Origin of the sequence: Bradyrhizobium sp. ORS 375 (assembly GCF_000239775.1) — a bacterium.
GTDB lineage: Bacteria > Pseudomonadota > Alphaproteobacteria > Rhizobiales > Xanthobacteraceae > Bradyrhizobium.
In genome coordinates this window covers 1-24,734 of the sequence record NZ_CAFI01000052.1, presented here as the reverse complement: position 1 = coordinate 24,734, position 24,734 = coordinate 1, and the positions used below count along the sequence as shown (strand labels likewise).

Below are 24,734 nucleotides of genomic sequence, written 5' to 3'. Positions count from 1 at the left end.
GATGACCCCGTGCCGTTTGCTTCCCGTCCTCTGTCGCGCTGCCGCTGTCGCCGCGCTGGCGCTGATCGCGTGCGCCGATGCGCTGCAGGCGCAAAGTGCGACCACGGGCGTGCCAAACGCGCTGCAGGGGTTCTCGCAAAACCGCGACCAGCCGATCCAGATCGAGGCGGCCTCGCTGGAGATGCGCGACAAGAAGAAGGAGGCGACCTTCACCGGAAACGTCAAGGTCGTGCAGGGCGACACCACCATGACCTCGAAGTCGCTGGTGGTGTTCTATGATGGCGGTGCCCAGCAGGGCGGCGCCAAGGCCACCAAGGCGACGCCGGCCGCGACGCCCGGCCCGGACGGCAGCTCGGCGATCCGCCGGCTCGAGGCGCGCGGCGACGTCAAGGTGACGCAGAAGGACCAGGTCGTGACAGGCGAGACCGCGGTCTACGACACCAAGACCAACATGATCACGATGCAGGGCGGCGTGGTGCTGACCCAGTGCAAGAACGTGATGCGCGGTGACCGCCTCACGGTCGACATGACCACCGGCGTGTCGCGGGTCGAATCGGACAGCGGGCGGGGCGTGCAGGTGCTGTTGCCGCAGGCCGGGTCGGGGTCGAGCGCGGGCGGCTGCGGCCCGACGGCCGGCTCGCCGCCCTCGATCGGCGCGCCGCTGTCGCTGGGCGCAAATAAACCGAAGTGAATTCAAATCTCTAGCAAAAGGCTCGCGGCTCCAGTTGAACCGCGCCGCACCTGCCTCTATCTAGCGAACGGGCCGCTCTCGTCGCCCGACCGTCGCCGCCAGGCCGCCATGGGCTGCCTCTGGCGGGGTTTCGGACGCGTGATGACGAGCGCCGATTGCGATTTTGCGATCGATCGCGACCTCGGTTGCGACCGCGACCTCGCCGTCAGACGACAAACTCCGGAGCGCGCGGTCTCTCGCGCTTTGGCCGGCCTCGCGCTTCCGTTTTGATCCGCGAGGCAGGTGAGATGCGTTCGCTCGCGGTGAGCGGGCGAGCCAGCGCTGCGGCCGGTGACGGGCAGCTTCGAAGGGCGTAAGCGGCGCGGGGATGGTGGATCTACTCGGCATGTTTCGTGGGCGTCCCGCCAAGCGCGGCCAGCGCGGCTCGGCGCGGCGGCGCGACGACATCACGGCCATGGACGATCCGTTCGCCGGCTCCATGAACGACGATCCGCTGGCCGCGCTGGCGGATTCCGTTCGCAACGAGCAGCAGCCGGCCATGCGCATCAATCCGCGCTCGCCGCAGAACACCGAGCAGATCCAGCGCAAGCGCCCGGCCTCGCAGCCGATGGCCGCCAAGCCGCGCAACAATGGCGCCGGCGGCGGCCCGCAGCTGTTGCGCCGTCCCGGCTTCCTCGCGGTGCATTCGATCGAGAAGAGCTTTGGCAGCCGCCAGGTCGTGCGCGGCGTGTCGATCTATGTCCGCCGCGGCGAGGCCGTCGGCCTGCTCGGCCCGAACGGCGCCGGCAAGACCACCGTGTTCTACATGATCACCGGCCTGATCAAGGCCGATCGCGGCGCCATCGAGCTCGATGGCCACGATGTCACGCGGCTGCCGATGTATCAGCGCGCACGGCTGGGAATCGGCTATCTGCCGCAGGAGGCTTCGATCTTCCGCGGCCTCACCGTCGAGCAGAACATCCGCGCCGTGCTCGAAGTGGTCGAGCCTTCGCGCAAGAAGCGCGAGCGCGAGCTCGATGCGCTGCTGGAAGAGTTCACCATCACGCGGCTGCGCAAGTCGCCGTCGATCGCGCTGTCGGGCGGTGAGCGCCGCCGCGTCGAGATCGCACGCGCGCTCGCCACACGCCCGAACTACATGCTGCTCGACGAGCCGTTCGCCGGCATTGATCCGATCGCGGTCGGCGACATTCAGCAGCTGGTGCGCCATCTCACCAATCGCGGCATCGGTGTGCTCATCACCGACCATAACGTCCGCGAGACGCTGGGGCTCACCGACCGCGCCTACATCGTCTATGCCGGACAGATTCTCACCGAAGGCAGCCCCGAGGAGATCGTCGCCGATCCCGACGTGCGCAGGCTCTACCTCGGTGAGGAGTTCAGGCTGTAGGATTACGGACGTCGTGTTTGTCGGCTTTTGTCGTCACTGCGACAGGCGATGGAAACACTGCGATTAACGCTGTTTCCAGAGGGGTTGCGAGGACCGGTAACCTCGTCTTCCGCAGCGCGCCATACTCCGTTTTTCTTATTCGTCAAGCCGTGTACATCGCGCGCAGATTAGGATAAGCAAGAATTGGACCAGTAAGGGAATGTTCTTGCTCCCATGGCGTTGACGCAGAGATTAGAATTCCGCCAGTCGCAGTCGCTGGTGATGACGCCGCAGCTGATGCAGGCAATCAAGCTGCTGCAGTTGTCCAATCTCGACCTCTCCACGTTCGTCGAAGAAGAACTCGAGCGCAATCCGCTGCTGGAGCGGGCCAGCGATGGCCCGGAAGCACCGGTCGCCGGCGAGCAGCAGATGGCCGAGCGCGGCGAATTCTCCGAGGGTAGCGAAGGCGGCGGCGAGGATTTCGGCGACGGAGGAAGCAGTGCCGGCGAGAGCTATGAGAGCGCGCCCGAAGACTGGATGAGCCGCGATCTCGGCACCCGTACGGAGATCGAACAGACGCTTGATACCGGCCTCGACAACGTCTTTTCCGAGGAGCCGGCGGAAGCCGCCGCGCGCAATGCGCAGGATGCGGCGCCGACCACCTACACCGAATGGGGCGGCGGCGCCTCGGGCGACGAGGACTACAATCTCGAAGCCTTCGTCGCGGCAGAGACCACTTTGTCGGATCATCTCGCCGAGCAGGCGGCGGTGGCGTTCGTGTCGCCAGCCGATCGCATGATCGGCCAGTATCTGATCGATCTCGTCGACGAGGCCGGTTATCTGCCGGTCGATCTCGGCCAAGCCGCCGACCGTCTCGGCGCCGAGCAGGCCGATGTCGATGCGGTGCTGGGCGTGCTGCAGACGTTCGATCCGCCCGGCATCTGCGCGCGCAATCTCAGCGAATGCCTCGCGATCCAGTTGCGCGAGCTCGATCGCTACGATCCGGCCATGCAGGCGCTGGTCGAGCATCTCGATCTCCTGGCGAAGCGCGACTTTGCCGCGCTTCGCAAATTGTGCGGCGTCGACGACGAGGATCTCGTCGACATGATCGGCGAGATTCGGAGGCTCGATCCGAAGCCCGGCCTCAAATTCGGCACGACGCGCACGCAGACCATGGTGCCCGACGTCTATGTGCGCCCGGGGCCCGATGGCGGCTGGCTGGTCGAGCTCAACAGCGACACGCTGCCGCGCGTCCTGGTGAATCAGGTCTATTACTCCGAGCTGTCGAAGACGATCCGCAAGGACGGCGACAAGTCCTACTTCACCGACTGTCTGCAGAACGCGACGTGGCTGGTGCGCGCGCTCGACCAGCGCGCACGCACCATCCTGAAAGTCGCGACCGAGATCGTCCGCCAGCAGGACGGCTTCTTCACCCATGGTGTCGCGCATCTGCGTCCCTTGAATCTCAAGGCCGTTGCGGATGCGATCCAGATGCATGAGTCGACGGTGTCGCGCGTCACCGCCAACAAGTATATGGCGACCAATCGCGGCACGTTCGAGCTGAAATATTTCTTCACCGCCTCGATCGCGTCGGCCGATGGCGGCGAGGCGCATTCGGCCGAAGCGGTGCGGCATCACATCAAGCAGCTGATCGATGCGGAAGATCCCTCCGCAATTCTGTCCGACGATACCATCGTCGAGAAGCTGCGCGCCGCCGGCATCGACATCGCCCGCCGCACGGTCGCGAAATACCGGGAAGCGATGCGGATCCCGTCCTCGGTGCAGCGCCGCCGCGACAAGCAGAGCATGCTGGCCCATGCCCTGTCGTCGTCCGTCAGCGCCGACCGCACCCGGGATACCGCGTCAGTTTGACCATGCCGCGCGATTGCGCCTTAACCAAATAGGCTTAGTGTCATCATCGGTTCACATGAATCGAGGCGACACATGACCCTGCGGATTTCCGGAAAAAGCATCAGCGTCAGCGAAGCGCTGCGTGGGCGCGTCAGCGAACGCACCGACGAAGTGCTGCGCAAATATTTCGACGGCAATTATTCCGGCCACGTCACGCTCTCCAAGGACGGCTTCGGGTTCAAGACCGATTGCGCGCTGCACCTTGATTCGGGGATCACGCTCGAGGCCGAATCGAACGCGCCGGACGCCTATGCCAGTGCCGATCAGGCGCTGTTGATGATCGAAAAGCGGCTGCGCCGCTACAAGAGCCGGCTCAAGGACCGCTCGGCGCGCAAATCCCACGCCGCCAATGCCGCGCTGGCCGGGCTCGATGGCGCTGTTCTTGATGCGCCGAGCTACGTGATCGAGGCGCCGGCCGAGAGCGACGAGGAGATCACCGGCTACAATCCGGTCATCATCGCCGAGAACACCACCGCGTTGAAGCGCCTGTCGGTCTCCGAGGCGGTGCTGGAACTCGATCTTTCGGGTGCACCCTGCATGGTTTTTCAGCATGGCTCCAGCGGCCGGGTGAATATCATCTACCGCCGCGCCGACGGCAACATCGGCTGGGTCGATCCGCCTGCGGTCAAGCCGTAGTCGTACGGACGGCCTCCAGGGTTCCCGGCCGCGGCGCGCAAAATCGGTTCCTCATCAGGCGGTTGGTGGATCGCTTGCGACGTCACGCCACGGCCGGTACATGGCGCGATGCGCGGGGTTCGGGCGTTGGCGCCTTCAGCCCGCCACGCTCGGCGATCTTAAGGATAGGCGGCAGGAACACGCTTGCGGGAGTTGGCACCGACGTTGCGTTGGGGTAGAAGCCCCTCGCATCGGACACGGGGTAAGCCCGCCTGCCGCCTCAGCTTCTTGACGCCGGTCTGTCCCGACCTATTTCGCACCCTGACGGTTCAATCACCTCGGAACGCCCTATGCCGATTACCGATCTGGTCGCACCCGAGGCGATCCTGCCGGCTTTGAAGGTCATCAGTAAGAAGCAGGCGCTTCAGGAGCTGGCGGCGCGTGCGGCCGCGTTGACCGGTCAGAACGAGCGCAACGTGTTCGAGGTCCTGCTGCAGCGGGAGAAGCTCGGCACGACGGCCGTCGGCTATGGTGTCGCGATTCCTCACGGCAAGCTGCCGAAGCTGGAGAAGCTGTTCGGCCTGTTCGCCCGGCTGGAGCGGCCGATCGATTTCGAGGCGATGGATGGCCAGCCCGTCGACCTGGTGTTTCTGCTGCTCGCGCCCGAGGGCGCCGGCGCCGATCATCTGAAGGCCCTGGCGCGCATCGCGCGCCTGTTGCGCGACCAGGACGTCGCCAAGAAGCTGCGCGCCTCGCGCGATGCCCAGGCGATCTATTCGGTGCTGGCGCTGCCGCCCGCGTCTGCGGCCTGACGACGCTCCTTTCCTTTTTCGTGGAGCATGATGCGATTCGTGGAAATGTATCGGCCGCGACGCGTCACCGTCGACACTTCGGTAGATACCAGTCTTTCCGTTCCCTCCCCCCCCTTGTGGGGGAGGGTCAGGGAGGGGGGTAGCCCAGGATGACGACCGCAGTAGTCAGCGACCACCAGCGCAATCGAGCGCGCCCGCGGCGAGGAAAGATGCCAAGCGAGGCGTTCTTCCACTCAGAGACTTGAAGTTCTTTGCTTAACCAACACGCAGCTGCCGTTGAATTTGGGCGGCGTTGTTGAAGCGTTCCGCAAGTCATGGCCGACCGCGCCCGCGGCCACCCCCCTCCCTGACCCTCCCCCACAAGGGGGGAGGAAACGGAGAGGGCTGTGATTGCCGCAGTCTGGAGCATGATGCGCGTCCGTGCCAACGCAGCGTGCTCTCTACTCCAACGGCTTGGCCAGATAGCGCACCGTCTTGGCGCCGCCGTGGATGCTTTCCGTCGCCAGCGGCTCGAAGCCGAGTGCGGCGTGGAAGGCATCGGATTGCGGGTTCGGCGGGTCGAGGTTGACCTCGCAGACGATGTGCTCGTGGCCGGCTGCCCCCGCGTCGCGAATCAGATTCTCGTAGAGCAGGCGGGCAAGGCCGCGGCCGCGCGCATGTGGTGCGACGACGATGCGATCGACATAGAGGAAGCGATCGTAGCGGGCGCAGAACCAGCGATAGTTCGGACTGCCGTAATCGGCGGTTTCGTCCAGCACGATCAGCAGCGCATCGGCGGCGCCGATCCGCTGCGCGCGCCAAGCCTGGCCGATCAGTCGCGTGAACGACTCCGGTGTCAGCCATGACAGTTCCGACGCGTGCGCGTTGTTGAGCGCGAGCCACGCGGCCGCGAGCGCCGGCTGTGCGGCCAAGTCGGCAGTGCTCAGTGACGCGATCGCCGCGGGCATCGGCAGATGGTCCTGTGAGGCCGTTCAACGGACAGAAAAAAGGGCCGTCCCCTGGTCAGGGGACCGCCCTCATATCAGTACATGAGCCGCTTGGGTCTCACAACGACGGCGTCTCGCGAGACGCCGTCGCGCATGACCTTCCGATCTCGCTTAGTGCACGCTCACGGCCTGGAGCTCGTGGCTCCACGCGTTCGCAATCGCGGCTTCGCGGCTGTCGGTGAGCATGATCGGCGTGCCGTCTGCGGCATGCAGGGCGAACAGCTTCAGTCCCGGCGCGATGTGCGGTGCCTGCGGAAACAGTCCCGGCACGTCTTCGGAGCGGATCTGCTTCACATAAGCGATGTGGCCCTCGCCCAAGGTCGCGAGTGACTCCAGGGAGACGGGGGATTCCGACGCAACATTACCTTCAGTCATGGTCTCGACTCCTTCTGAGACTCAAGCGGTCGAGTCCGCTACTCGTTCCATCAAACCATTATTCGTGTTCATTGATCGCTATTGTCTTAACGATCCGCTCAGGTTCTGGCCTGGCCAGATCGACCGACAACAGCCCGTTCTTCAGGTCCGCTCCCAGCACATGCATTCCCTCCGCCAGCACGAAGGTGCGCTGGAAGTGGCGCGCGGCAATGCCGCGATGAATGTATTGCCGGGTCTTGTCGTCCTGCTGGCGACCGCGGATGACGAGCTGGTTTTCCTCAATGGTGACATCGAGTTGGTCACGGGTGAAACCCGCCACCGCCAGCGTGATCCGAAGACGCTCGGGCTGACCATTGGTGCGCTCGAACCGCTCGATATTGTACGGCGGATAACCGTCGGCACCTTTGACGACGCGGTCGAGCACACGCTCGATCTCGTCGAAGCCCAGCAGGAACGGACTTGAGAGCGAAGGAACACGAGACATGGTTTACAAAGTCCTCTCGAAGCGACTTTGATGTATCAGGGCCCTGACGGCACCCCTTGAGCAGCAATATGGGCACGAACGCGCGCGCGTTCAAGCACCCCCGAAACCGGCAGAATGGTCGTCTGTGGAAGGGCTTAAACGGCCAGCCGCTGGCGGCCGTCGGCCGAAAACAGGTGCAGCCTGGATCGCGGCGCCACGGCCCGGATCCGGGTTCCAATGTCGGGGGCCGCCGTGCCCGGAAGCCGCACGATGACGTCGTTTGCCGTGGCCGTGAGGCTGTCATTTTGGCCCACCTCCTGGCGGGCGCCGTAGACATAGGTCTCGGCGCCGACGTGTTCGATCGCGTCGACCCGGAGGTCGAGGCCGATGCCGCCCGTCGGCACGGTGTCGCCGAGCTCGAAATCCTCAGGGCGAATGCCGAGCTGCCCGGCCTCTGCGGGAACCGCATCCGCGCCATGGAGCTGCGCCCGCACGGCGTCGATCGGCATCAGATTCATCGGCGGCGCGCCGATGAAGGAGGCGACGAAGGTCGTCGCCGGCTTCTGATAGATCTCCAGCGGATTGCCGATCTGCTCGACCCTGCCGCCATTCATCACCACGAGAATGTCGGCGAGCGTCATCGCCTCGAGCTGGTCGTGGGTGACGTAGATCGCCGTGGTGTTGAGCCGGCGCTGCAGCTTGCGGATCTCGACCCGCATCGCGATGCGCAGCTTGGCGTCGAGGTTGGACAACGGCTCGTCGAACAGGAACACTTTTGGCTGGCGCACGATGGCGCGGCCCATCGCGACGCGCTGACGCTGGCCGCCGGAGAGCTGGCGCGGCTTCCGCTGCAGCATGGTGCCGAGCTCGAGAATGCGCGCGGCGTCCTCCACGCGGGTCTTGATCTCGTTCTCCGGAACGCGGCGGTTGCGCAGGCCATAGGCCATGTTGTTGTAGACGCTCATATGCGGGTACAGCGCGTAGTTCTGGAACACCATCGCGATGTCCCGATCGGCCGGCTCGATCGCATTGACGATGCGGCCGCCGATGTCGATCTCGCCCGACGAGACCGTCTCCAGCCCCGCGACCATGCGCAGCAGCGTGGATTTGCCGCAGCCGGAGGGGCCGACGAGCACGCAGAACTGGCCGTCGCCGACCTCGACGTCGATGCCTTTGATGGCCTCGAAGCCGCCGGGATAGATCTTGCGAACGTTGCGGAGGGTGACGTTGGCCATGGGTTACCTAGCGAATGGCGAATGCGGAAGTAGCGAGCAGGGGATGACGGAGCGGGCGTTCAGGCGGCGACGCGATCCTATTCGCTATTCGCCATTCCCTATTCGCCCCCCTCACTTTTCCGTCTCCACCAGTCCCTTGACGAACAGCCGCTGCATGAAGACCACGACGGCGACCGGAGGCAGCATCGCCAGCACGGCGGTGGCCATCGCCAGCTGCCACTCGGCGAGCTCGTCCGTCGTGCTCAGCATCTTCTTGATGCCGATCACGATGGTCTGCATCGAATCCTTGGTGGTGATCAGCAGCGGCCAGAGATACTGATTCCAGCCGTAGATGAACTGAATGACGAACAATGCCGCGACCGTCGTCATCGACAGCGGCAGCAGCGTGTCCCAGAAGAAGCGCAACGGCCCGGCGCCGTCGATCCGCGAGGCCTCGAGCAGCTCGTCCGGCACGGTCATGAAGAACTGGCGGAACAGCAGCGTGCCGGTGGCGGAGGCGATCAGCGGCAGGATCAGTCCGGCATAGGTGTCGAGCAGACGCAGATCGGCGACGATCTTGTAGGTCGGGTAGATGCGGACCTCGACCGGGAGCATCAGCGTGATGAAGATGATCCAGAACGCCGTCTTGCGGAACGGGAAGCGGAAATAGACGATCGCGAATGCCGACAGGATCGAGATGAAGATCTTGCCCACCGCAATGCCGATCGCGGTGACGAAGGAGTTGGCGAGCAGGACTCCGACCGGCTGGTTCATGAAGCGCGAGCCGCCGACGAACACGGCGCGATAGTAGTTCTGCAGCAGGTTGTGGCCGGGTGTCAGCGGGAGATTTCCGCTGACGACCGTGGCCGCGTCGTAGGTCGAGGCGATGAAGGCGACGTAGACCGGAAAGGCGAAGATCACGATGCCGAGCGCGAGCACGACATAGGCGACCAGGTCGCGCAGCGGGCGATGCTCGACCATCAGTACTGCACCTTGCGTTCGACGTAGCGGAACTGGATCGCGGTCAGCGCGATCACGATCACCATCAGCACCACGGACTGCGCCGCCGAGCCGCCGAGATCGCCGCCAAGGCGGCCGTCGGCAAACACCTTGTAGACCATCGTCGTGGTCGAGCCGGCCGGGCCGCCGGACGTGACGGCATCGATGATGCCGAAGGTCTCGAAGAACACGTAGACGATGTTGACGACCAGCAGGAAGAAGGTGGTCGGCGACAGCAGCGGGAAGATGATGGTCCAGAACCGCCGCAGCGGGCCGGCGCCGTCGATCGCTCCGGCCTCGATCACGCTTTTGGGGATCGCCTGCAGCCCGGCGAGGAAGAACAGGAAGTTGTAGGCGACCTGCTTCCAGACGGCGGCCATCACGACGAGGATCATCGCGTGGGTGCCGTTGAGCATCGGATTCCAGTCGACGCCCATCACCCGCAGCGGCCGCGCCAGGGTTCCGAGCGTCGGATGAAAGATGAAGAACCACAGCACGCCGGCGACGGCGGGCGCGACGGCATAGGGCCAGACCATCAGCGTCTTGTAGACCGCGCCACCCTTGAGGTTCTTGTCCGCCTGGGTGGCGAACAACAACGCCACGCCCAGCGAGAGCACGGTCACGAGCGATGAGAATACCACGGTGGTGCCGATCGCCGTGTAGTACTCCGGCTGCGCGAACAGCGCCTGATAGTTCTCCAGCCCGACGAATTCGGAGTTCAGGCCGAACGCATCCTCCTGCAGGAAGGATTGGCGGATCGCCTGGCTGGCCGGCCAGTAGAAGAAGATCAGCGTGATCGCGAGCTGCGGCGCCAGCAGCAGATAGGGCAGGAGCTTGCCTTTGAAGACGACTGACTTTTCCATCGAGGACGCCGCGGGAGGGACAGATGACGGAGCTCCCCCTCCGCCGGGAGGAGGAGCCCTGTCCGGGAGGCCTTACTTGGCCGTTTTCTCGAAGGTGCGCAACATCGCATTGCCGCGGGCGACGGCGGCATCGAGCGCCTCCTTGGCGGTCTTCTTGCCGGCCAGCGCCGCCTCGATCTCCTCGGCCCAGACGTCGCGCATCTGCACCATGTTGCCGAAGCGCAGGCCGCGCGAGTTCTCGGTCGGCTCCTTGTTGGTGAGCTCCTTCAGCGGCGTCTGCAGGGTCGGGTTCTTCTCGTAGAAGCCGTCCGCCTTGGTCTTCTCATAGGCCGCCTTGGTGATCGGCAGGTAGCCGGACTCCTGGTGCAGCTTGGCCTGCCGGTTGGTGTCGGACAGGAAGGTGAAGAACTTGGCGACGCCCTTGTACTCGTCGGCCGACTTGCCGCCCATCACCCACAGCGAGGCGCCGCCGATGATTGAGTTCTGCGGGGCACCTGCGACGTCCGGATAATACGGCATCGGCGCCGAGGTGAAGTCGAACTTGGCCGTGCTCTTGGCCGTGGCGTAGTAGCCCGACGAGGTCAGGAAGATCGCGCACTCACCGGTGCCGAAGCGGCTTTCGCTCTGGTTGCCGCGGCCGGAATAGTCGTAGGTCTTGTCCTTCTGCAGGTCGATCAGGTTCTGCAGGTGCTTGACCGCGAGCGGCGAGTTGAACTCGAGCACCGTATCGAAGCCGTCGAGGCCGTTGGCCTTGGTGCCGATCGGCACGTTGTGCCAGGCGGAGAACTGCTCGATATGCGCCCAGGTCGCCCAGGCGTTGGAGAAGCCGCAGGTCTCGTGTCCCGCCGCCTTCAGCTTCTTCGCCGCGTCGAACACCTCGGGCCAGGTCTTCGGAATCTCGGCGACGCCGGCCTTCTTCAGTTCGTCCTTGTTGATCCACATCACCATCGAGGACGAGTTGAAGGGGAACGAGAGCATGTCGCCCTTCGACGTCGAGTAGTAGCCGGTGATCGCCGGCAGATACGCCTTTGGATCGAACGGCTCGCCGGCGTCCTTCATCAGCTCGTAGACCGGCTTGATCGCGCCCTTGGCGCTCATCATGGTCGCGGTGCCGACCTCGAACACCTGCAGGATGTGCGGCGAGTTGCCGGCGCGGAAGGCGGCGATGCCGGCGTTCATCGTGTCGGGATAGGAGCCCTTGAAGGTGGGCACGACCTTGTAGTCGCTCTGCGAGGCGTTGAACTCCTCGGCCAGCTTGTTGACGATGTCGTTGTTGCCGCCGGTCATGGCGTGCCACCACTGGATTTCAGTCACAGCGTGTGCGGGCGAAACAGCAAAACCAAAGGTCGCCGAAATCAGTGCGGCAGCAGCGAATTGTCGAAGTGACATCAAACAGGTCCTCCCAAAAACGTCATCGTCGTTGCGGCCGTTAACAGCGCCAGATGACAGTTATGTGAATGTATAGACGTATGATCCCGCGTGGGAAAGGCGGCATGGGCGCGGCGGAGAAACGCGGTAAATCACCCGCGCCGTCGCTGCGTTGCGAAGGTGCAGCGCGGCGACCATGCGGTCATTCGAGATGATCAGCGCTTGCGTTCCGTGCAGACGGTTCCTTGCGCCACCAGCGCGTCGATCTGGCCATCGGAGTAGCCGAACTCGCCGAGCACATCGCGCGCGTGCTGGCTGAACTTCGGCGGCGTCGAGCGCAGGCTCGGCTTGGTGCGTTCGAGCCGGATCGGCGACGCCACGCCCTTGTACCAATCCTTCTCGATAATATCGCCCCGGTAGAGCGTGTGCGGATTGGTCAACGCCTGATCGATCTTCTGCACCGGACCCGCCGGCAGGCCGGCGGCGAGCAGCCGGTCGCACAGCGGCTCGGCCTCGAACTCACTGAACACCGCGGCGAGCTCGGCGCGCAGCGCCTCGCGGTTAGCCACGCGGTCCCTGTTGCGGGCGAAGCGCGGATCGGTGCCGAGGTCGTGACGCCCGATCTCCTTGGCGAGCTTGCGGAAGGTGCCGTCATTGCCAACGCCGATGAAGATGTCGTCGGTCTTGGTCGGGAAGATCGCGTAGGGCACGAGGTTCGGATGCTCGTTGCCGGTAAGAGACGGCGGCTTGCCGTGCATGAAGTAGTTGGCGGTGTGCGGGTGCATGATCGCAAGGCCCGTCTCGTAGAGCGTGACCTCGAGGAACTGGCCTTGTCCCGAGCGCTGCCGCTCCGACAGCGCCATCAGGATGCCGATCGCGGCATAGAGTCCCGTGGTGATGTCGACCAGCGGCACGCCGATCCGCATCGGGCCGCTCTCCGGCGAGCCGGTCGCGGCGATCATGCCGGTCATCGCCTGGATAATGGCGTCATAGCCGGGATTGCCGCCGCGCGGGCCGTCGGCGCCGAAGCCGCAGATCCGGCAGTGCACGAGCCCGGGAAATTTCTCGCGCAGCACGTCGCTGCCGATGCCCCACTTCTCCAGCGTGCCCGGCTTGAAGTTCTCGATCAGCACGTCGGCCGTCTCGAGCATCTTGAGCAGCACCACGCGCCCGCCCTCGGAGGCGAGGTCGAGGCCGATCGAGCGCTTGTTGCGGTTGATGCCGACGAAATAGGCCGCGTCCTCGTCGTGGAACGGAGGGCCCCAGTCGCGCACCTCGTCGCCGGCCGGCGGCTCGACCTTGATCACATCGGCGCCGTGATCGGCCAGGATCTGCGTGCAATAGGGGCCGCCGAGCACGCGGGTCAGATCGATCACGCGCAGGCCGGCCATCGCGCCGGGAGCAAATTGAGGTGTCATCAGGATGATCGCGAGGTTGTTTCGACTCGCGGTCATTAAGCATTGCCGTCGCGCTGGCGCAAACGCCGTCCCGCGCATGCAGCCTCGCGAAAAAGGCGACGGCTGTCCGGCGGCAGGGTCGCGCAAGACGACCCTGCCGCGACGCGGAATTCAGCCTCAGACGACGGACAGCTTGACGTCGACATTGCCGCGCGTGGCGTTGGAGTAGGGGCACACCTCGTGCGCCTTGGCGACCAGCGCCTCGGCGTCGGCCTTGGCGAGGCCCGGCAGCGAGACGGCGAGCTCGACGGTGATGCCGAAGCCGCCTTCCGAGCGCGGCCCGATGCCGACGGTCGAGGTCACTGAGGTGTCGGCCGGAACCTTCGGGCCGCCCTGCGAGCCGACGAACTTCATCGCGCCGATGAAGCAGGCGGCATAGCCGGCCGCGAACAGCTGCTCCGGATTGTTGCCGGCACCACCGCCACCGCCGAGCTCCTTCGGGGTGGAGAGCTTGACCTTGAGCGATCCGTCGAGGGTCGCGGCTTCGCCGTCGCGGCCGCCGGTGGCCTTGGCGCTGGTCTTGTAGAGCACGTTCACGGACATGGGTGTCTCCCGATAGGGGTGGAGTGGAATTCAGTGAGGCGTATATTGCACGCAAATCGATTGCGCACAATATAATTGTTCGGTAGAAAATTCGTGATCGGTGTTTCCCGGTCGTTGCCGCCGCCCTCGCGCAACGCCCAAGATGTGCCCGACGATCCATCCCTGGTGTGACCATGCCCAAGAAGACGACAGCCGACGTGCCCCTCCAGCTCGGCAGCCAGCTCTGCTTCGCGGTCTATTCGACGGCCCACGCGTTCAACCGCGTCTACAAGCCGCTGCTCGACCGCCTTGGCCTGACCTATCCGCAATATCTGGTGATGCTGGTGCTGTGGGAGGGCGATGGTCTTACCGTGAAGGAGATCGGCGCACGGCTGTTCCTGGACTCGGGCACTCTGACCCCGCTGCTCAAGCGCATGGAGGCGCTGCATCTGCTGACACGGACGCGATCGGCCGAGGACGAGCGCCAGGTGCTGGTGGCGTTGACAGGGCAGGGGTCGGCGTTGCGGGAGAAGGCCAAGGCCATCGTGCCCCCGGCGATCCTGGACGCAACAGGCTGCTCGATCGCGGAGCTGGCGGACCTGCACGGCAAGCTGGTGAAGCTAAGGGAGCGGCTGGAGGCGGCGGTGGAGTGAGGGCTCAAGCCGGCCCGAGCAGGCGCTTCTTCGAGAACGCGCGTCCCGAGTGCGATTTCAGATAAGCCTCGAAGGCTAACGCGCGGTGCTTGTCCGGAAAGGCGCAGTACCAGACCAACGTCCAAGGCATGAACTTGGAGGTGTGGGCTGAGCGGCCGGCGCTGTGATCCTTGAGACGCTGCCGGATGTCCGCGGTCGCGCCGATGTATTCCTGATCGGGAAAGCTGACGCTACGGATGATGTAGACGTACCACATGACGATGGGCTCGCCGCGAGGGATCGCAGGCGCGCATTTTGTGGCCGGGAAAAGAACTTGTCAGCTTGGCTTTCACGCCGTCGCGTGAGCCGAACTCAAACGAGAAGGGGGGACTTCGTTGCTGAGCAGCCCGGCTTCGCCAAGGGGCTTCGCCGGGCACCACGCTTCGCCCTCAGGGCTCCGTCGTGGCTGCGCCACGCGTAGCCCGGAGGGCGAAGCGTGGTGGAGCCAGGCGGGATCGAACCGCCGACCTCTTGCATGCCATGCAAGCGCTCTCCCAGCTGAGCTATGGCCCCTGAACCGAACCGGCGGTCTGGGTGACCGCCGGGGAGCACCGTGAACCACAGTTCGCGGCTGATCTCAAGTGGCTTCGACGATTATTCTTCGTCGCCGCCGACATCGCCGATGATGTCTGTGACATCTTCGTCGCCTTCTTCCTCGTCGGCGATGAAGGTCGAGTCGTCATCCTCGTCGTCGTCGAGCGTCTCGTCGATCTCGATGTCGTCCTCCGACTCCGGAACGACGGCCTTGACCTTGCCGGTGTTCTCCTCGGCATCGGCCTCCTCGAGCGAGACCAACTCTTCGGTCTCCGCAGCCTCCGGCGCCACGTCTGCCGTCGCTGCCGCGCGCGCAGCCTCGCCGCGCATGGCGCGGGTCGGAGCGATCGGCGCGATCGGCACGACCTCGCCGGTGTAGGGCGAAATCACCGGGTTCTTGTTGAGGTCGTAGAACTTTTTGCCCGTGGTCGGGCAAATGCGTTTGGTTCCGAGCTCGGATTTGGCCACGTGCAGGCGTCCTGGCAATGTCTGAAAAGCGGTGTCTCACTTGGCTAGTTGCCGCGCCGCTGTCAATAGCGCTGTCAACGGGAAAATCACCGCTCGTGACGGCGGGCAGGGGCTGTGATACCTGCCGCCTCCAAAACCCGAGGACCCCGCCGTGAGCACGTCAGCCGCCCCCACCCCGCTCGAATCCCGCGCCTCCGGGCCGCTTTCGGGCACGATTCGCGTTCCCGGCGACAAGTCGATCTCGCACCGGGCGCTGATCCTGGGCGCGCTGTCGGTCGGCCAGACCCGAATCTCCGGCCTCTTGGAAGGCGAGGACGTCCTCAACACCGCGAAATCGATGCGCACGCTGGGAGCGAAGGTCGAACGGACCGGCGAGTTTGCCTGGACCGTGAACGGCGTCGGCGTCGGCGGCTTTGCCCAACCGACGGAGACGCTCGATTTCGGCAACTCCGGCACCGGCTGCCGCCTCGTGATGGGCGCTGTCGCGGGATGCCCGATCTCGGCCGTGTTCGACGGCGACGCCTCGCTGCGCAGCCGGCCGATGCGGCGCATACTCGATCCGCTGGCGCTGATGGGCGCCAAGGTGACCGCCAGCGCCGAGGGCGGCAAGCTTCCGTTAACCCTTCAGGGCGCCAGCAACCCCATTCCGATCGAGTACCGCACGCCGGTCGCCTCGGCACAGATCAAGTCGGCCGTGCTGCTCGCCGGCCTCGCCGCGCCCGGAATCACGACCGTGATCGAGCAGGAGGCGAGCCGCGACCATACCGAGCTGATGCTGAAGCATTTCGGCGCCGAGATCGTCACCACGCCGGAAGGCACGCACGGCCGTCGCATTGCGCTGACCGGTCAGCCGGAGCTGCGGGGCGCGCCGGTGATCGTCCCGGCCGACCCGTCCTCGGCCGCGTTCCCGGTGGTCGCCGCGCTGATCGTCGACGGCTCGGACCTCGTGCTCTCCGACGTCATGACCAACCCGCTGCGCACCGGCCTGTTCACCACCCTGCGCGAGATGGGCGCCTCGATCGAGGAGGACGACGTCCGCGGCGATGCCGGCGAGCCGATGGCCCGCCTGCGCGTGCGCGCCTCCAAGCTGAAGGGCGTCGAAGTGCCGCCGGAGCGGGCGCCGTCGATGATCGACGAATATCTCGTCCTGGCGGTCGCGGCCGCCTATGCCGAGGGCACGACCGTGATGCGCGGCCTGCACGAGCTGCGCGTCAAGGAATCCGACCGGCTGGAGGCCACCGCGGCGATGCTGCGCGTCAACGGCGTCAAGGTCGAGATCACCGGCGACGACCTGATCGTCGAGGGCCGCGGCCACGTTCCGGGCGGCGGCGTCGTCGCCACCCACATGGACCACCGCATCGCGATGTCGGCCCTTGTCATGGGCTTGGCCTCCGATAAGCCCGTCACCGTCGACGACACCGGCTTCATCGCCACCAGCTTCCCGGATTTCATCCCGCTGATGCGCAAGGCGGGCGCGGATTTCGCATAAGAGGCACCATGGCCTCCACCTTTGACCGTGACGCGCTGCTGGCGGCCTTCGACGCGATCGGACGGGCGGCGGCCCGGGCCGGGGCCAAATTGCAGATCGCGGTTTACGGCGGATCGGCCTTGATGCTGGCGAGCAACTTTCGCTTCGCCACAGAAGACGTCGATGTCTCGGAGCTGCCGAGTCCGCTTCCTGCCTGGCTGGCGGTCGCGCTTCATGACATTGCCCAGCAGAATGGCTGGTCGGACGACTGGTTCAATGATGGCGTCGCCTTCCACCTCAGTCCGCTGGCGGATCAGGCGGCCGACCACCTGGAGTTCGGCACTTTTCCGCGAGACGGCTCGCCGCCAGGATTGGTGGTCTCCGTGCCCTCGGCGTTGAAGCTCAAGTCCGTCAGGGTCCTCGACCCCGCGCGCGGCGAGGCCGAGCGGCTCGATATCCTCAACCTGATGAAGGTCGTTGGAATCACCGACGCGGATGCAGCGGTCGCGCTCCTTGCGAGATACTTTCCGGCGAGCGCGGCCTCTGCCGAGAAGCAACGCTTTCTGCTGAAGCACATGAACCCAGAGGGAGCCGTCGATGCGCCCAAATACCCTCGCTGAAGCGGTCGCCCGGATCGGGCGTGGGGAGCCGCGGGAGATCATGCTCGCCGAGTTCGTCGATACGTTCGATCTCGCTCCCTCCGACGAGGCACGTTATGCGGCCATCGAGGCTGAACCTGACCTGACCGGCGATACCCGGACCGATGCCCTTGCTGGCGCCATCGCCGAATATCTCGCCAAGCAGCGCCGGTTAGGCCGGGTGCCCCCCTGGACCGGCGGCCCGGCGAGGCGTTTGAAGGACCCCTGGTTCACGACCAGTTCGACGTCCCCTGCGCTGCTGGAGTACTTGACCTTCGCCAGCCCGGGAGAGTTCGCTTCCCGCAACATATTTACCGACGAGCGGCCGCTGCGGCGGGCACGCGACACTTCAGGACAGCGCTAGAATGATCATCGCCATCGATGGCCCGGCTGCCTCCGGCAAGGGCACCATGGCCAAGCGCCTCGCGGCGCATTATGGCCTCAGGCACCTGGATACGGGGGTGATCTACCGGGCCGTGGCGCATGCGCTGCTGACCGCCGGGATCGACCTTAAGGACGAGGCCCGGGCGGCCGAGGTTGCGATGACGCTGGACCCGTCGACCTTCGACAATCCCGCGTTCAGGTCGCATGAGGTCGGCTCGGCGGCGTCCGTGGTCTCGGCCTTGCCCAAAGTGCGCGAGGCGCTGCTGGCATTCCAGCGGCAGTTCGCCAGCCAGCCGCCGGGCGCCGTGCTCGACGGTCGCGACATCGGAACCGTGATCTGTCCCGATGCCGAGGTGAAGATCTACGTCGTCGCCGACCCCAAGATCCGGGCGCAGCGCCGCACCCTGGAGGCGCGTTCCCGGGGCGAGCCGGCCGACGAGGCGGCCATTCTGGCCGACATCCTGGCGCGCGACGAGCGCGACCAGAACAGGGCCGTTGCCCCTTTGAAACAAGCGGCGGATGCTTACTTGCTTGATAACTCCCATTTGGATATAGAGGGCGGCGTCCGGGCCGCCATCGACATCGTCGAGGCCGTTCGAGCGGGCCGTCAGCGGGTTTGATTTCCGCTGATGTCATTGGAGGAACCGCCCGCTCCCGCCCTTGACCGTCGATAGCTCGATTGCAGTTCAATCGGGTCCGATCATCCGGACGAAACTTCATACGTATCGCATGTGCAGGCATTGCCGGCCCGCGTCGTTGCGCTTTTTGCGCTGACAACGCGGACGTCTGGGGATTTGTGGACCTCCAGGCACTGCGCGTTCGATGCGCCGATCAACCCACGCTGGCGAAATGTCCGCATCTGGAGAACCAATGGCTTCGAGTATCTCTGCTAATTCCTACAATCCCAGCCGCGATGATTTTGCCGCGATGCTGGACGAGTCCTTCACGAAGGGCAATCTTCAGGAAAGCTCCGTCGTCAAGGGCAAGGTCGTCGCGATCGAGAAGGACATGGCCGTCATCGACGTCGGCCTGAAGACCGAAGGCCGCGTGGCGCTGCGTGAATTTTCCGGTCCCGGCCGCGACAGCGAGCTGAAGGTCGGTGACGAGGTCGAAGTGTTCCTCGACCGCATCGAGAACGCGCTCGGCGAAGCCGTGCTGTCGCGCGACAAGGCGCGCCGCGAGGAGAGCTGGGGCAAGCTCGAGAAGGCGTTCCAGAACAACGAAAAGGTCAACGGCGTCATCTTCAACCAGGTCAAGGGTGGCTTCACCGTCGACCTGGATGGCGCAGTCGCCTTCCTGCCGCGCTCGCAGGTCGACATCCGTCCGATCCGCGACGTCGCGCCGCTGATGAACAACTCGCAGCCGTTCCAGATCCTCAAGATGGACCGTCGCCGCGGCAACATCGTGGTGTCGCGCCGGACCGTGCTGGAAGAGACCCGCGCCGAGCAGCGCCAGGAGCTGGTGCAGAACCTCGAAGAGGGTCAGGTCATCGACGGTGTCGTCAAGAACATCACCGATTACGGTGCGTTCGTCGACCTCGGCGGCATCGACGGCCTGCTGCACGTCACCGACATCGCGTGGCGCCGCGTCAACCATCCGACCGAGGTGCTCAGCATCGGTCAGACGGTCAAGGTCAAGATCATCAAGATCAACCACGAGACGCACCGCATCTCGCTCGGCATGAAGCAGCTGCTGGACGATCCGTGGCAGGGCATCGAGGCCAAGTACCCGCTGCAGGCCCGCTTCCACGGTCGTGTCACCAACATCACCGACTACGGCGCGTTCGTCGAGCTCGAGCCGGGCATCGAAGGCCTGATCCACGTCTCCGAGATGTCGTGGACCAAGAAGAACATGCACCCCGGCAAGATCGTTTCGACCTCGCAGGAGGTCGAAGTGCAGGTGCTCGAGGTCGACAGCGTCAAGCGCCGCATCTCGCTCGGTCTCAAGCAGACCATGCGCAATCCCTGGGAGGTCTTCGTCGAGAAGCATCCGACGGGTTCGGTGGTCGAGGGCGAGGTCAAGAACAAGACCGAGTTCGGCCTGTTCCTGGGTCTCGAAGGCGACGTCGACGGCATGGTCCATTTGTCGGACCTCGACTGGAAGCTGCCGGGCGAGCAGGTCATCGACAACTACAAGAAGGGCGACATGGTCAAGGCCGTGGTGCTCGACGTCGACGTGGAGAAGGAGCGCATCTCGCTCGGCATCAAGCAGCTCGAAGGCGACCCCTTCGCCGAGCCGGGCGATGTCAAGAAGGGTGCGGTCGTCACCTGCGAAGTGCTCGACGTCAAGGACGGCGGCATCGACGTCAAGATCTCCGGCACCGACTTCACGACCTTCATCAAGCGCTCCGAGCTGGCGCGTGATCGCAACGACCAGCGCTCCGAGCGGTTCGCCGTCGGTGAGAAGGTCGATGCCCGCGTGATCCAGTTCGACAAGAAGGCCCGCAAGGTCCAGGTGTCGATCAAGGCGCTGGAAGTCGCGGAAGAAAAGGAAGCCATCGCGCAGTACGGCTCGTCCGATTCGGGCGCGACGCTGGGCGACATTCTCGGCACCGCGCTCAAGAACCGCGACTCGAAGTAAGCCTTCGATCCGTGTGACGAGATCAAAGCCCCGGCCTCGGCCGGGGCTTTTTTTGCGGCGAGGCATTTCGCGCCCGCCGCTCGCCCTCGCATATGTGGCTACGGTCGAACCTTCAGCTGAGTTACTCCGTCATGCCCGGGCTTGTCCCGGGCATCCACGCGGTTCTCAGCATGCTGAACGACGTGGATGGCCGGGACAAGCCCGGCCATGACGAGGTGGAGAGAGATGAGAGTAAAACTCCGATCTTCATGCGCCATCCCTGCCGCCTGAGCCGGCCTTGCCCCCTTTGGCTGCCGCGCGCCGCGAGCCTTCCTTTCTTCAAATTGCGCCGCGATTGATGTAATCGGATAACGAGATATTCAGGCTGCGGATGCAAAACGCGCCGAGACTTCCAGGAGATTCCCATGTCGCTAGATTCGGATGTGATCGTCGATCGCCGCAGGCTGCGCCGCAAGCTGACGTTCTGGCGGGTCGTGGCGGTGGTGATCGCGATCGCCGCGCTGTCCGCCATCGGGCTTGCGATGTCGCCGCGCGGCCGGACCGCGCTGTCCACGTCGGGATCGATCGCGCGCGTCAACATCGAGGGCCTGATCCGCAGCGATCACGAGCGCGTCGAGGCGCTGGAGCGGCTGGAGAACTCCTCGGCCGAGGCCGTCATCGTTCATATCAACTCGCCGGGCGGCACCACCGCCGGCTCCGAGCAGCTTTACGATTCGCTTGTTCGCTTGAAGGCGAAGAAGCCCCTGGTCGTGGTGGTCGAAGGTCTCGCGGCTTCCGGCGGCTATATCGGTGCGATCGCGTCGGATCACATCGTCGCGCAGCAGAGCTCACTGGTCGGCTCGATCGGCGTGCTGTTCCAGTACCCCAATGTCAGCGAGCTCCTGAAGACGATCGGCGTCAAGGTCGAGGAGGTGAAGTCCTCGCCGTTGAAGGCCGCGCCCAACGGCTATGAGCCGACCAGCCCCGAGGCGCGCGCCGCGCTCGATGATCTCGTGAAGGATTCCTACGCCTGGTTCCGCGGTCTCGTGAAGAGTCGCCGCAGCATGGATGACGCGCAGCTCGAAAAAGTGGCCGATGGCCGCGTGTTCACCGGCCGGCAGGCGGTCGAGTTGAAGCTGATCGATGAGCTCGGCGACGAGAAGACGGCGGTAGCCTGGCTCGTGGCCAACAAGGGCGTGAAGAAAGACCTGCCGGTGCGCGACTACAAGCTGGTGCCGCGATTCGGCGATCTCACGTTCCTGCGGACCGCGACCTCGATGGTCCTGGATGCCGTCGGTTTGTCCGGGATCGCGCGCCAGATCGAGCACACCGGTGTGGTCCAGGCGGTCGATCGGGTTGGTTTGGACGGCATGCTGGCGCTCTGGACGCCCGCAACGGGGAATTGAAACCCGTCAAGACAAACCCGAATGCAATCTTCCCGTCCAGCGTGTGTCGTCGCGTGGCCCGAGATCGGGTCACGCAAGCCGATTCCCGGGGCCGATGAATGATTTAGCGTCTTGACAGTCCTGCATATTTTCACGGAAATGGGACTGTCTCCCCGGGTACATTTTCTCGATGATCAAATCCGAGCTTGTTCAGCGTATCGCCGAGCACAACCCGCACCTCTACCAGCGGGATGTCGAGAACATCGTCAACGCGATCCTCGATGAGATCGTCGCCGCACTCGCGCGCGGGGATCGTGTCGAGCTGCGTGGCTTCGGTGCCTTCTCCGTGAAGCATCGGCCGGCGCGGGCAGGCCGCAATCCGCGGACCGGCGCCCACGTCCCGGTGGACCAGAAGAGCGTCCCGTTCTTCAAGACGGGCAAGGAAATGCGCGAGCGGCTGAACCGGGACAATCCCGCCGGCGCTGGCGCGGACGCCGACGATTCGGACGAGTGACGCGCGTCTCGCGCCGGGCGTTCAGGTCATCGGCAACTGATTTCAGAACGAACCCGGCCTGACACCTACGAGCGAGCGCATGCGAAAATTCCTCACCGTCGTGATCGTCCTTCCGCTCATGGTGCTGTTCGTCGTCTTCGCGGTCGCCAACCGGCATTTCGTTACCGTATCATTTGATCCGTTCAATGCCGTCGACCCGGCGCTCGCGATCTCGGTGCCGCTGTTCGCCTTGATCATCGCCGTCGCGATCGCCGGCGTGATCGCCGGCGGCTGCGCGACCTGGATCGGCCAACGCGGCTGGCGTCGCGCCGCGCGCCGCCATCAGGCCGATGCCGAAGCCGCCCGGGCGCAAGTGGCCCAGCTCAGCGCCGCAGCGCGTGCGAACCAGGGTTCGGCACAATCCCTGGTTCCGGCCGCGCCGGCCCGGCTTTTCGCCCCTTATGGGCGAGACAAGCAGGGCGCCGCGTTGTAGAAGGCGCCCAAAGCCGGACGGCCTCGGAAGCGTTCGGCCGCTGGTGATCCTTTCCGTCCGGACGTGCGTTCTTTACCGATGTCCTTGCTCGTCAAAATCTGCGGTCTGACCACGCCCGACACGCTCGGTGCCGCGCTCGACGCGGGTGCCGAGATGGTGGGCTTCGTGTTCTTTCCGCCGTCCCCCCGTCACGTCGGTCTCACGGCCGCGCGGGAGCTTGGCCAGCAGGCGAAGGGGCGTGCGCTCAAGGTGGCGCTGACGGTCGATGCCGATGATGCGACGTTTGAGAACATCGTCGAGACCCTGCGCCCGGACCTCCTCCAGCTGCATGGCCGCGAAAGCGTCGCGCGCATTCGCGATCTCAAGCAGCGCTTCGGCCTGCCGGTCATGAAGGCCATTCCGGTCGAGACGGCCGCCGACCTCGCGCCGCTGGCCGGCTATGCCGATGTCTGCGACCGCATTCTGTTCGACGCGCGGGCGCCGAAGCATGCGACGCGTCCTGGCGGCTTGGGTGCGACGTTCGACTGGCATGTGCTGCAGGGCCTGACGCTCGATCGCCCGTTCATGGTCTCCGGCGGATTGAGCGCCGACAACGTCGCCGAGGCCGTGCGGATCACGCGCGCCGGCGGCGTCGACGTGTCATCTGGCGTCGAGCGGACGCCGGGTGTGAAGGATTGCGATCTGATCCGGGATTTCATTCGTGCGGCGCGGGCCGCTGAAGAGTTGAGCGTCCAATGACCACAGCCATTCCCAATTCCTACCGCAGCGGTCCTGACGATCGCGGCCATTTCGGCATCTTCGGCGGCCGTTTCGTCGCCGAGACCCTGATGCCGCTGATCCTCGATCTGGAAAAGGCCTATGCCGAGGCCAAGGCCGATCCGGCGTTCCATGCCGAGATGACTGGCTATCTCAAGCATTATGTCGGCCGGCCCTCGCCGCTGTATTTCGCGGAGCGGCTGACCGAGCACCTCGGCGGCGCCAAGATCTACTTCAAGCGCGAGGAGCTCAATCACACGGGCTCGCACAAGGTCAACAACGTGCTCGGCCAGATCATGGTCGCGCGCCGCATGGGCAAGAAGCGCATCATCGCCGAGACCGGCGCGGGTCAGCACGGCGTCGCCACCGCCACGCTGTGTGCGCGCTTCGGGCTGGACTGCGTTGTCTATATGGGCGCCGTCGACGTCGAGCGGCAGCAGCCCAACGTGATCCGCATGGAGATGCTCGGCGCCAAGGTGGTGCCGGTGCAATCCGGCGCCAAGACGCTGAAGGATGCCATGAACGAGGCGCTGCGTGACTGGGTCACCAACGTCCACAACACGTTCTACTGCATCGGCACCGTGGCCGGCCCGCACCCCTATCCGATGATGGTGCGCGACTTCCAGTCGGTGATTGGCGCCGAGACCCGCGCGCAGATGCAGCAGGCCGAAGGCCGCCTGCCGGACTCGCTGATTGCGTGCATCGGCGGTGGCTCCAATGCGATGGGCCTGTTTCACCCGTTCCTCGACGACCCCTCGGTCGAGATCTACGGTGTCGAAGCCGCGGGCCATGGTCTGACCCATCTGCACGCCGCCTCGATCGCTGGCGGCCGTCCCGGCGTGCTCCATGGCAACCGCACCTACCTGCTGATGAACGAGGACGGACAGATCGACGAGGCGCACTCGATCTCGGCCGGTCTCGACTATCCCGGCATCGGACCGGAGCACTCCTGGCTGCACGATGTTGGCCGCGTGAACTATCTGTCGGCCACCGACGAAGAGGCGCTTGCGGCCTTCCAGCTGCTGTCGCGCCTCGAAGGCATCATCCCGGCGCTGGAGCCGGCGCATGCCATCGCCAAGGTGATGGAGCTCGCGCCGAAGAAGCCGAAAGACCATCTGATGGTGGTCAACATGTCCGGCCGCGGCGACAAGGACGTTCCGCAGGTCGGCGATATTCTGCGTGGAAGGGCCAGAGCACAGTGACTGCCGCTCGCTCGGTGCAT

General features: G+C 65.0%; 28 protein-coding genes and 1 tRNA gene. 17 read left to right on the top strand and 12 right to left on the bottom strand.

Features of this window, described 5'->3' with window-relative positions; translation table 11 throughout:
- Position 1: 1 nt before the first annotated feature.
- From BRAO375_RS04775 to ptsN, 5 genes are all read left to right on the top strand, one after another.
- Positions 2-691: an LptA/OstA family protein gene (locus BRAO375_RS04775; RefSeq protein ID WP_009026320.1), complete on the top strand. Its 690-nt coding sequence runs from the start codon at positions 2-4 to the stop codon at positions 689-691.
- A 367-nt stretch (positions 692-1,058) separates the two neighbouring features.
- Positions 1,059-2,078: an LPS export ABC transporter ATP-binding protein gene (gene lptB / locus BRAO375_RS04770; RefSeq protein WP_009026319.1), complete on the top strand. Its 1,020-nt coding sequence runs from the start codon at positions 1,059-1,061 to the stop codon at positions 2,076-2,078.
- Between the two features lie 213 nt (positions 2,079-2,291).
- A complete protein-coding gene (gene rpoN / locus BRAO375_RS04765; RefSeq protein ID WP_009026318.1) occupies positions 2,292-3,929 on the top strand; it encodes an RNA polymerase factor sigma-54 in 1,638 nt (545 codons plus the stop codon).
- Positions 3,930-4,001: 72 nt separating this feature from the next.
- Positions 4,002-4,604 (top strand): ribosome hibernation-promoting factor, HPF/YfiA family, encoded by a 603-nt coding sequence (hpf, locus tag BRAO375_RS04760; RefSeq protein WP_009026317.1) that lies wholly within the window; start codon positions 4,002-4,004, stop codon positions 4,602-4,604.
- Between the two features lie 329 nt (positions 4,605-4,933).
- Positions 4,934-5,395, top strand: a complete 462-nt coding sequence (gene ptsN, locus BRAO375_RS04755) for a PTS IIA-like nitrogen regulatory protein PtsN (protein WP_008962742.1) — start codon at positions 4,934-4,936, stop codon at positions 5,393-5,395.
- Positions 5,396-5,835: 440 nt separating this feature from the next.
- Here the strand turns inward: ptsN and BRAO375_RS04750 are convergent, their stop codons facing one another.
- The 9 genes from BRAO375_RS04750 to BRAO375_RS04710 all read right to left on the bottom strand — a co-directional run bounded on the left by BRAO375_RS04750 (position 5,836) and on the right by BRAO375_RS04710 (position 13,663).
- Complete coding sequence (locus BRAO375_RS04750) at positions 5,836-6,342, bottom strand: GNAT family N-acetyltransferase (protein WP_009026316.1); 507 nt, start codon at positions 6,340-6,342, stop codon at positions 5,836-5,838.
- 150 nt (positions 6,343-6,492) lie between these two features.
- The gene (locus tag BRAO375_RS04745; protein WP_009026315.1) at positions 6,493-6,756 is read right to left on the bottom strand and encodes a BQ00720 family protein; all 264 of its coding nucleotides are present in this window, start codon (positions 6,754-6,756) and stop codon (positions 6,493-6,495) included.
- 58 nt (positions 6,757-6,814) lie between these two features.
- A complete protein-coding gene (locus BRAO375_RS04740; protein ID WP_006613108.1) occupies positions 6,815-7,240 on the bottom strand; it encodes an Hsp20 family protein in 426 nt (141 codons plus the stop codon).
- Positions 7,241-7,374: 134 nt separating this feature from the next.
- Entirely contained in the window at positions 7,375-8,454 is a 1,080-nt protein-coding gene (locus tag BRAO375_RS04735; protein WP_009026314.1) for a sn-glycerol-3-phosphate import ATP-binding protein UgpC, read from the bottom strand.
- 111 nt (positions 8,455-8,565) lie between these two features.
- Entirely contained in the window at positions 8,566-9,414 is an 849-nt protein-coding gene (gene ugpE, locus BRAO375_RS04730; RefSeq protein WP_009026313.1) for a sn-glycerol-3-phosphate ABC transporter permease UgpE, read from the bottom strand.
- A complete protein-coding gene (gene ugpA, locus BRAO375_RS04725; protein ID WP_009026312.1) occupies positions 9,414-10,295 on the bottom strand; it encodes a sn-glycerol-3-phosphate ABC transporter permease UgpA in 882 nt (293 codons plus the stop codon). The genes ugpE and ugpA overlap by 1 nt, the downstream gene beginning before the upstream one ends.
- Positions 10,296-10,367: 72 nt before the next feature.
- Positions 10,368-11,684: a sn-glycerol-3-phosphate ABC transporter substrate-binding protein UgpB gene (gene ugpB, locus BRAO375_RS04720; RefSeq protein ID WP_035638948.1), complete on the bottom strand. Its 1,317-nt coding sequence runs from the start codon at positions 11,682-11,684 to the stop codon at positions 10,368-10,370.
- A gap of 194 nt (positions 11,685-11,878) precedes the next feature.
- Positions 11,879-13,081, bottom strand: a complete 1,203-nt coding sequence (locus BRAO375_RS04715; protein WP_009026310.1) for a CaiB/BaiF CoA transferase family protein — start codon at positions 13,079-13,081, stop codon at positions 11,879-11,881.
- A gap of 156 nt (positions 13,082-13,237) precedes the next feature.
- Entirely contained in the window at positions 13,238-13,663 is a 426-nt protein-coding gene (locus BRAO375_RS04710; RefSeq protein WP_009026309.1) for an organic hydroperoxide resistance protein, read from the bottom strand.
- A gap of 173 nt (positions 13,664-13,836) precedes the next feature.
- On the opposite strand from BRAO375_RS04710, the gene BRAO375_RS04705 reads away from it, so the two are divergent.
- Positions 13,837-14,295, top strand: a complete 459-nt coding sequence (locus tag BRAO375_RS04705) for a MarR family winged helix-turn-helix transcriptional regulator (RefSeq protein WP_009026308.1) — start codon at positions 13,837-13,839, stop codon at positions 14,293-14,295.
- A gap of 4 nt (positions 14,296-14,299) precedes the next feature.
- Here the strand turns inward: BRAO375_RS04705 and BRAO375_RS04700 are convergent, their stop codons facing one another.
- The 3 genes from BRAO375_RS04700 to BRAO375_RS04690 form a co-directional block, all read right to left on the bottom strand.
- Positions 14,300-14,551, bottom strand: a complete 252-nt coding sequence (locus tag BRAO375_RS04700) for a GIY-YIG nuclease family protein (protein ID WP_009026307.1) — start codon at positions 14,549-14,551, stop codon at positions 14,300-14,302.
- Positions 14,552-14,771: 220 nt separating this feature from the next.
- Positions 14,772-14,847: transfer RNA gene (locus BRAO375_RS04695), tRNA-Ala, on the bottom strand.
- An 81-nt stretch (positions 14,848-14,928) separates the two neighbouring features.
- Complete coding sequence (locus tag BRAO375_RS04690) at positions 14,929-15,336, bottom strand: TIGR02300 family protein (protein WP_009026306.1); 408 nt, start codon at positions 15,334-15,336, stop codon at positions 14,929-14,931.
- Positions 15,337-15,487: 151 nt separating this feature from the next.
- On the opposite strand from BRAO375_RS04690, the gene aroA reads away from it, so the two are divergent.
- The 11 genes from aroA (at position 15,488) to trpB (ending at position 24,714) form a co-directional block, all read left to right on the top strand.
- A complete protein-coding gene (aroA, locus tag BRAO375_RS04685) occupies positions 15,488-16,825 on the top strand; it encodes a 3-phosphoshikimate 1-carboxyvinyltransferase (protein ID WP_009026305.1) in 1,338 nt (445 codons plus the stop codon).
- A 122-nt stretch (positions 16,826-16,947) separates the two neighbouring features.
- The gene (locus BRAO375_RS04680; RefSeq protein WP_502688851.1) at positions 16,948-17,424 is read left to right on the top strand and encodes a hypothetical protein; all 477 of its coding nucleotides are present in this window, start codon (positions 16,948-16,950) and stop codon (positions 17,422-17,424) included.
- Positions 17,402-17,806 carry a hypothetical protein gene (locus tag BRAO375_RS04675; protein ID WP_009026303.1) on the top strand — a complete coding sequence of 135 codons (405 nt, stop codon included), beginning with the start codon at positions 17,402-17,404 and terminating at the stop codon, positions 17,804-17,806. Before BRAO375_RS04680 ends, BRAO375_RS04675 begins: the two co-directional genes overlap by 23 nt.
- Before the next feature lies 1 nt (position 17,807).
- Entirely contained in the window at positions 17,808-18,446 is a 639-nt protein-coding gene (gene cmk, locus BRAO375_RS04670) for a (d)CMP kinase (RefSeq protein WP_009026302.1), read from the top strand.
- 250 nt (positions 18,447-18,696) lie between these two features.
- Positions 18,697-20,406, top strand: a complete 1,710-nt coding sequence (gene rpsA, locus BRAO375_RS04665; protein ID WP_009026301.1) for a 30S ribosomal protein S1 — start codon at positions 18,697-18,699, stop codon at positions 20,404-20,406.
- A gap of 170 nt (positions 20,407-20,576) precedes the next feature.
- Positions 20,577-20,744 (top strand): hypothetical protein, encoded by a 168-nt coding sequence (locus BRAO375_RS04660; RefSeq protein WP_175345289.1) that lies wholly within the window; start codon positions 20,577-20,579, stop codon positions 20,742-20,744.
- Between the two features lie 66 nt (positions 20,745-20,810).
- On the top strand, positions 20,811-21,791 hold the full coding sequence (gene sppA / locus BRAO375_RS04655) for a signal peptide peptidase SppA (RefSeq protein WP_009026299.1): 981 nt from the start codon (positions 20,811-20,813) through the stop codon (positions 21,789-21,791).
- A 169-nt stretch (positions 21,792-21,960) separates the two neighbouring features.
- Entirely contained in the window at positions 21,961-22,284 is a 324-nt protein-coding gene (locus BRAO375_RS04650; protein ID WP_009026298.1) for an integration host factor subunit beta, read from the top strand.
- A 79-nt stretch (positions 22,285-22,363) separates the two neighbouring features.
- Positions 22,364-22,756: a LapA family protein gene (locus BRAO375_RS04645; RefSeq protein ID WP_009026297.1), complete on the top strand. Its 393-nt coding sequence runs from the start codon at positions 22,364-22,366 to the stop codon at positions 22,754-22,756.
- Positions 22,757-22,834: 78 nt separating this feature from the next.
- Complete coding sequence (locus tag BRAO375_RS04640; protein ID WP_009026296.1) at positions 22,835-23,494, top strand: phosphoribosylanthranilate isomerase; 660 nt, start codon at positions 22,835-22,837, stop codon at positions 23,492-23,494.
- Entirely contained in the window at positions 23,491-24,714 is a 1,224-nt protein-coding gene (trpB, locus tag BRAO375_RS04635; RefSeq protein WP_009026295.1) for a tryptophan synthase subunit beta, read from the top strand. The genes BRAO375_RS04640 and trpB overlap by 4 nt, the downstream gene beginning before the upstream one ends.
- Positions 24,715-24,734: the final 20 nt, after the last annotated feature.